The sequence below is a fragment of the Mesorhizobium sp. M1050 genome, from assembly GCF_040318715.1.
Lineage (GTDB): Bacteria > Pseudomonadota > Alphaproteobacteria > Rhizobiales > Rhizobiaceae > Mesorhizobium.
This window is the reverse complement of record NZ_JAMYMV010000173.1, coordinates 1-910: the sequence shown is the minus strand read 5'-3', so window position 1 is coordinate 910 and position 910 is coordinate 1. Positions and strand designations below refer to the sequence as shown.

The following is a 910-nucleotide window of genomic DNA, read 5'->3' as shown; positions in this document are numbered from 1 at the left end:
AGAGTCCGTTTTGAAATTCACGGATGAGCGTTTCGGCGGATGAGATTGCCACCCATTGCGACAAGGATCATGGCTTGCGAGACGTCGATGCGCTGCTCGTAGTCGCGCACGAGGCGGCGCCATCTCGTCATCCAACCGAAGGTCCGCTCGACGACCCAGCGGCGGGGCAGGACCTGGAAGCCCTTCTGGTCGTCGGATCGACGGATGATCTCGACCACGAAGTCGAGATAGGTGGCTTTGTCCATGAGCTTCAGCCGGTCATAGGCGCCGTCGGCGAACAGATGCTTCACCCAGGGCCAGCGCTTGCGGATACCATCCAGGATCGCCTGAGCGCCGGCACTGTCGGAGATGTCGGCGGTGGTGAGATTGACCATCAACAGCCGCCCATCCGTATCGACGGCAATGTGTCGCTTGCGGCCGACAATCTTCTTGCCGGCGTCATAACCCCTTGTTTCAGCTTGCGGAGCCTTGACCGACTGGCTGTCGATCACACCAGCCGTGGGACTGGCCTCGCACCCGGCTCGCTCGCGATCCAGCATCAGCGCCACGTCGTGGATGGTCTGGAACAGAAAGCGCCGAGCCAACTCGCGGAACCAGCCGTAGACCGTCTGCCAGGGTCCGAAATGGATCGGCAGCATCCGCCAACCGCAACCCGAGCGGACCAGGTAGCGCACGGCGTTGACCACCTCGCGGAAATCAACCTCGCGCGGACGGCCGCGACGCCCAGGCTTGGGCATCAGCGGTGCGAACTGCTCCCACTCCTCGTCCGTCAAATCAGACGGGTAGCGCTTGGTCTTCTTGGCGATCTGGGCCATCCGGCCACGGCTCTGCTTTGTCCACATCTAAAGCTTGAATCATAACCCAGCCTCAGACGAAACCCCCCGGCAAGCCGATTTTCAAAACAGTCTCT

General features: G+C 61.5%; 1 protein-coding gene. It reads right to left on the bottom strand.

Features of this window, described 5'->3' with window-relative positions:
- Positions 1-17: 17 nt before the first annotated feature.
- Positions 18-842 (bottom strand): IS5 family transposase, encoded by an 825-nt coding sequence (locus NKH57_RS33735; protein WP_352950687.1) that lies wholly within the window; start codon positions 840-842, stop codon positions 18-20.
- Between the last annotated feature and the right edge of the window lie 68 nt (positions 843-910).

Coding starts and splice junctions, on each gene's coding strand:
- NKH57_RS33735 (WP_352950687.1), bottom strand. CDS start 842: ATGTGGACAAAGCAGAGCCGTGGCCGGATGGCCCAGATCGCCAAGAAG.